The 6,512-nt window shown below is 71.2% G+C and carries 4 protein-coding genes; 3 read left to right on the top strand and 1 reads right to left on the bottom strand.

What is annotated here, in order from left to right:
* Positions 1–343: 343 nt before the first annotated feature.
* Positions 344–1,261 carry a glycoside hydrolase family 16 protein gene (locus ABT369_RS57605; protein WP_350627214.1) on the bottom strand — a complete coding sequence of 306 codons (918 nt, stop codon included), beginning with the start codon at positions 1,259–1,261 and terminating at the stop codon, positions 344–346.
* Positions 1,262–1,493: 232 nt separating this feature from the next.
* Between ABT369_RS57605 and ABT369_RS57600 the strand changes: the two genes are divergently transcribed.
* The 3 genes from ABT369_RS57600 to ABT369_RS57590 all read left to right on the top strand — a co-directional run bounded on the left by ABT369_RS57600 (position 1,494) and on the right by ABT369_RS57590 (position 6,391).
* Positions 1,494–3,344, top strand: a complete 1,851-nt coding sequence (locus ABT369_RS57600; RefSeq protein ID WP_350627212.1) for a bifunctional metallophosphatase/5'-nucleotidase — start codon at positions 1,494–1,496, stop codon at positions 3,342–3,344.
* Between the two features lie 93 nt (positions 3,345–3,437).
* Complete coding sequence (locus ABT369_RS57595) at positions 3,438–4,247, top strand: SAM-dependent methyltransferase (RefSeq protein ID WP_350627210.1); 810 nt, start codon at positions 3,438–3,440, stop codon at positions 4,245–4,247.
* Positions 4,248–4,258: 11 nt separating this feature from the next.
* Positions 4,259–6,391, top strand: coding sequence for a putative bifunctional diguanylate cyclase/phosphodiesterase (locus ABT369_RS57590; protein WP_350627208.1), 2,133 nt, complete (start codon positions 4,259–4,261; stop codon positions 6,389–6,391).
* The last annotated feature ends 121 nt before the right edge of the window (positions 6,392–6,512 follow it).

Below are 6,512 nucleotides of genomic sequence, written 5' to 3'. Positions count from 1 at the left end.
CCACGGCGCGCAGGGCGCTCAGCGCGAGGCGCGGGGCGCGAGGCGCGGGGCGCGAGGCGCGGGGCGCGAGGCGCGGGGCGCGAGGCGCGGGGCGCGAGGCGCGAGGCGCGAGGCGCGAGACGCGGGCGCGGCCCACGGGGCAAGGGGCGCGGGCCGCGGGGCGCGGCCCGCTCGGCGCGGCCGCTGGACACGTTCGTCACCCGCGAGCCGCAGGCGACGTTCCAGCAGCCTCCCGGGACCCGCGCGCAGCAGCCCCGAATCGACCGATTCGGATTTATCAACCGACAGGCGATAAATCCGAAAAGTCGCGGCGCGAAGCGCCCGACTTTTCGCGCAAAAAGGCTCAGGCGCGATGCGAGGACTTCGGCCGATGCGGCCGAGTCTTGTGCACCACCAGACCGAACAACGCGAACGCCGCCATAACCACCGCCGCCACCGCCAGCCACAACGACCAGTGGCGATCCCCCGGAGGCGCGGCCGGCATCGCACCCTCCCGCGTCACCGGGCTCGCCGCAGGATTGGCGTCGGCCGGGGCGAAGGACCAGATGCGCAGGTAGTCGATCTGGAACTCGGCCGGCAGGGCGGTCGACGAGCCGGGAGTGCCCGCCCGGTCGCCGGTCGTCACGGCGAAGCCGAACCACCGCGGCTCCGTCGACACCGCGGGGTCGAGCCACTGCAGGACGCCGTCCACGTAGACCTTGAAGCCCGATGGGGCCCATTCGATGACGTACGTGTGCCAGTCCCGGAACGTCCCGGTCAGCGCTCTGGTGTTCGTCGTCGTGCCGTCGGAGTTGCTCACCAGCGCCTGCTCGGCCCCGGGCTTCGCCATGATCTCCAGCTGCGAGTTGTGCCGGTCCGCGGCTCGGTCGACCGGGCGCAGCAGGGCCATCGAGTCGATGCCGGCGCCCACCGGCACGCGGGCCTTGAACTCGTAGCGGCCGAACTGCTGGGCGGCGCCGACGCAGCGCAGCTCGCCGGTGACGTAGGGCTTGCCGCCGTAGGTGCGCTTGTGCAGGGCCAGGCTCAGGTGGCCGTCGGCGACCGTCACCGCCTCGGGGCGGAAGTAGCTCGCCTGGGCGCCCTCGGGCGCGCCGTCGTAGGCGGAGCAGCCGGTCGGCAGGGTGCCCGCGTCGTCGAAGGTGTTGGCGAAGACCGGCTTCCAGCCCTCGGGATCGGCGGCGTTCACCCGTTCGGGGAAGATCAACCCACTCAGCGCGGCCGATGCGAGGACGACCAGCACGGCCGTGAACCGCCTCAGCATGGTGGCCGCCTCCGTACGCGAGGTGTCCCTTCACCGGCAACGTACTAGATACCTAGCGGTATTGCATCGTCGCGCAGTGTGCACTACCCGTTCGGCCGGTCCGTTCAGTCCCGCCGCCGACCCTCGCTTTTACCCGTACGACACCGAACCGACGACCAGTGGTGCTCGCGCGCGGTAGACGCGATCGACAAGGATGTTCATCTACGCATGTGTCCTTCCAAAAGGAGAGATCATGGCCCAGCCAAGCGCCCGCGGCTGGCGGTTAGCGCAGCACCTCGCGGTGCCCGCGCTCGCCGTCGCGGTCGTCGCACTGCTGCCCTTGGCCAAGACCGGCGGATCGCAGGCATCGGACCGGTGGACGCCACTGACCCCGGCCAAGGTCTCGTTCGCCGAGAAGACCGGCCCGACGACGACCGCACAGCTGCTCGGCTTCAACGACTTCCACGGCAACATCGACCCGCCGACCGGCAGTGGCGGGCTCATCAACGGCGTTCCCGCCGGTGGCTCGGAGTACCTCGCGACCTACCTGACCAAGCTGCGCAACGACGCCAAGAAGGCCGGCGTCAAGAACAGCGACACGGTGGTCGCCGGCGACAACATCGGCGCCTCGCCGCTGGTGAGCGCCGCGTTCCACGACGAGCCGGCGATCGAGGTCCTCAACGCGATGGGCGTCGACTTCGCCTCCGTGGGCAACCACGAGTTCGACGAGGGCGTCACCGAGCTCTACCGGATGCAGTTCGGCGGTTGCCACCCGACCGACGGCTGCCAGGACGGCGACGGGTTCTCGGGGGCGAAGTTCCAGTACCTCGCCGCCAACGTCACCCAGAAGTCCAACGGCCTGCCGATCCTGCTGCCGTTCACGATCCGCTTCTACGACGGCGTGCCGGTCGCGTTCGTCGGCATGACGCTCGAGGCCACGCCGGGCATCGTCAACCCCGCGGGCATCAAGAACGTCGACTTCCACGACGAGGTCGAGACGGCCAACAAGTACGCCACCATTCTGGGCTGGCTCGGCATCAAGTCGATGGTCCTCGTGGTGCACGAGGGCGGCATGCAGAGCAGCCCGCCCGCGCCGCTGGACCCGTCCGGCTGCGCCAACTTCGCCGGCCCGATCACCGACATCACCAAGGGCCTCAACCCGGCCTACGGCGTCGTCGTCTCCGGCCACACGCACCGGTTCTACAGCTGCGAGCTGCCCAACTCCTCGGGCAAGAACTCGCTGGTCACGAGCGCGGGCACGGCCGGCACGCTGGTCACCGACATCCGGGTCACGCTGGACAAGAAGACGCGCAAGTTCGTCGACGCGGCCGGCACCAACGTGATCGTCGACAACGGCGTGAAGAACGCGGACGGCACCTACCAGAAGGACGCCTCCGGCAACTTCGTGCGCAACACGGCCCTGGTCGACGCCAAGGTGAAGAAGATCGCGGACAAGTACCGCGTCGCCGTGGCGCCGCTGGCGAACAAGGTCATCGGCAGCATCAGCGCCGACATCACCACGACCCAGGTCGCCTCCGGTGAGACCCCGCTCGGCGACGTCATCGCCGACGCGCAGCTGGCCTACACCAAGGCCTCGGCGGGGGCCCAGATCGCGTTCATGAACCCGGGCGGCATCCGGGCCTCGCTGATCTACGCCAACTCCCCCGGCGGCGAGGCGCCCGGCCAGGTCACCTACGGCGAGGCGTTCACCGTGCAGCCGTTCAACAACCTGGTCGTCACCCAGTCGTTCACCGGCGCACAGATCAAGGACGTCCTCGAGCAGCAGTTCGTGGGCTTCCAGGGCCAGACCGTCCAGCGCATGCTGCAGGTCTCGGCCGGCTTCACCTACAGCATCAGCGCCTCGGCGCCGGCCGGATCGAAGATCAGCAACATCCAGCTCAACGGGGTTGCCCTCGACCCGGCGGCCACCTACAAGGTGACCACGAACGACTTCCTGGCCAACGGCGGTGACGGCTTCCTGAACCTCGCGAAGGGCACGGGCCGGGTCACCGCGCCCGGCTTCGACGTCGACGCCCTGACGTCCTACCTGGCCACCGGGCCCATTGCTCCGGGGCCGGCCAACCGTTACACCTTGATCGGCTGATCGATACTCGTCTGGGCGGGCGGCGGGTTTGCTCGCCGCCCGCCCGCACGTATGCTCGGCGGCGAAGCGACCGAGGTCGAGGAGTGTTGATCCGTGGATCGTCCCAGCTGGGCCCCGGCCGACGTCGACCTCGACCGGCCGAGTGTGGCCCGGGTCTACGACTACTACCTCGGCGGATCCCATAATTTCGCCGCCGACCGCGCCTTCGCCGAGCAGGTCCTCAAGGTCATGCCGGCCGTCGCCGGGCTCGCCCGCAGCAACCGGGCCTTCCTGCGCCGCGCGGTGCGGGAACTCGCCGCGCAGGGCGTCCGGCAGTTCCTCGACCTCGGCTCCGGCATCCCGACCGTCGGCAACGTGCACGAGGTGCTCACCGACGCCGGCATCACCGACGGGCGCGTCGTCTACGTCGACCACGACCCGGTCGCGGTCGCGCACAGCCGGGCCATCCTGGCCGAGGTGCCCGGCACCGCGGTCGTCGCCGGCGACCTGCGCTCCCCCGCCGAGGTGCTGGCCCAGCCGGAGATCCGGGACCTGCTGGACTTCGACCGGCCGGTCGCCTTCCTGCTCGTCGCGGTCCTGCACTTCGTCCCGGACGAGCTGCGCCCGGCCGACATCGTCGCCGCATACGCCGCCGCCGGAGCGCCCGGCAGCCACGTGGTGCTCTCGCACGCCGGGCTCGACCGGCCGCTCACCCCGGCCGAGGAGAAGGCCTGGGAGATGTACCGCAAATCGCCGACCCCGCTCATCCTGCGCACCAACGAGCAGGTCGCGGCCCTGCTCGGCGACCTGACGCTGCTCCCGCCCGGGGTCGTCGCGACCCACCTCTGGCGCCCCGACGGCGACGAGGAGTCCCCGCCGGACGGCAACGCGGTCGGCAGCGCGGTCGTCGCGCGCAAGGATTAGCCGCGCCGACCATGACCGCCATCAGCCCCACGCCGACTTCGTGGGACCGCCCCCATCGCGCCGCCGAACGGATGGCGCGTGCCTGGTCGCTGGCGATCGCCGGAACCAGCTACGTGTCGATGAACGGCCTCGAGGTCCAGGACTTCCTGACCAGCCTCTCCACGCGGGTCATCCAGGCGCTGACCGCCGAGGCCTTCGACCCCACCGACGTGCGCGAGGTCGGCTCGACGCTGGTCGCCGCGCACTTCACCGAGCCCACCACGCTCGAGCGGACCCTGGCCGTGCTCGCCGAGCAGTTCGGCAACGCGCCGGTGAAGCGGGTCGCCCAGATCCAGGGCGCGCTCGCGTCCGGCTACGCGCTCGCGCTGCGCGACCGGGTGCTCGAGGAGCAGGAGGAGATCCGCACCGCGGCGCTGTGGGCCCGCGCCCGCGCCGAGGAGGGCCGGCGGGTCAGCGAGGCCCGGTTCCAGGCGATCTTCGCCGGGGCCGCGATCGGCATGAGCGTGAGCACCATCGACGGCCAGGTGATCGAGGTCAACCAGGCGCTGTGCGACATGCTCGGGTACAGCGCCGAGGAGCTGCGCTCGATGTCCTTCGAGGACTTCGTGCTGCCCGAGGACCCGCCGACCGCCGGCGCCATGTTCGAGGAGGTGCTCTCGGGCGGGCGTGACCAGTTCCGCATCGAGAAGCCCTACGTGCACAAGGACGGCCACCGGGTCTGGACGGACCTGGTCGCCTCGATCATCCGCGACGAGGACGGCCGCCCCCGATGGATGGTGGCCATGTTCGAGGACATCACGGAGCGGTACCTGCTGCAGGTGCGCCTGCGCCACCAGGCCCTGCACGACCCGCTGACCCAGCTGCCCAACCGCACGCTGTTCTTCGAGCGGCTCGGGGCCCTGCTCGACGGGGCTCGAGACGACGAAGGGCAGGGCGACGAGGCCCGGGTCGGCGTGTGCTACCTCGACGTGGACGGCTTCAAGGTCATCAACGACACGCTCGGCCACGACGTCGGCGACCAGCTGCTGCAGACCGTCGCCCGGCGGCTGGCCCGCTCGATCAGCGGCGATCGGCAGCTCGTGGCCCGCATGGGCGGCGACGAGTTCGTGGTGCTGGTGGAGCAGTGCGGCGGCATCGACGAGGTGGTCGCGGTCGCCGAGAAGGCGCTGGACACCGTGCGCGCCCCGGTCCACGTCGGCGGCCACGAGATCAGCATCTCGGCCAGCATCGGCGTGGTCGAGCAGCCGCTGCTCGGGACGAGCGCCGCCGAGCTCATGAAGGCCGCCGACACCACGCTCTACTGGGCCAAGGCCGACGGCCGCAACCGTCTCGCGCTCTTCGACGCCGAGCGGCACACGCGCGAGGTGAAGCGGTACGAGCTGTCGGCCTCCATGCCCGCCGCGCTCGAGCGGCGGGAGTTCTTCGTCGAGTACCAGCCGCTCGTCCGCCTCGGCGACGGGGTCACCATCGGCGTCGAGGCCCTCGTGCGCTGGCGGCACCCGCGCTTCGGGGTGCTCGGGCCGGACGCGTTCATCGGCATGGCCGAGGAGACCGGGCTCATCGTGCCGCTCGGCCGCTGGGTGCTGCACGAGGCCTGCCTGCAGGCCGCCGAGTGGCGCCGCGCCGTGGGCGACCGCGCCCCGATCATGAGCGTCAACCTGGCCGTACGGCAGATGCGGGACCGCACCATCGTGCGCGACGTGCGCGCGATCCTCGAGCAGACCGGGCTGCCGCCGGAGGGCCTGCAGCTGGAGCTGACCGAGAGCGCGGTCATGAGCACCGGCGACGACCCGATCGAGGCGCTCAACGCGCTGGCCGCGCTCGGCCCGCGCATCGCGATCGACGACTTCGGCACCGGCTACTCGAACTTCGCGTACCTGCGCAATCTCCCCGTGCACAGCCTCAAGCTGGCCGGCTCCTTCGTGGCCGGGCTGCGCCCGCCGGAGCGGCCGGACCCGGTCGACCAGGAGATCGTGGCGGCGGTCATCGGCCTGGCCCACACGCTCAAGCTGAGCGTCACGGCGGAGGGCGTGGAGACCGCGGAGCAGGCGAGCCGGCTGCTGGAGCTCGGCTGCGACACGGCCCAGGGGTGGTACTACGCGAGCTCGGGGCCGGCGAGCGCGATCAAGCTCCGGACGGCGTGAGCAAAAGGCCGGTCGGGGGGGGGCCGGGGCGCCCCCCCCGGCGGAAGCCCGCCGGGGGGGGGGTTTGCGAGTAGGGCGTGGGGGGGTTTGAATGAGGACCCAAGGGGTGTTTGTGAGTGGG

The organism is Dactylosporangium sp. NPDC000244 (assembly GCF_040300725.1).
Classification (GTDB): domain Bacteria; phylum Actinomycetota; class Actinomycetes; order Mycobacteriales; family Micromonosporaceae; genus Dactylosporangium.
The sequence above is the reverse complement of the archived record's forward strand: the minus strand, read 5'-3'. Positions and strand labels throughout refer to the sequence as shown.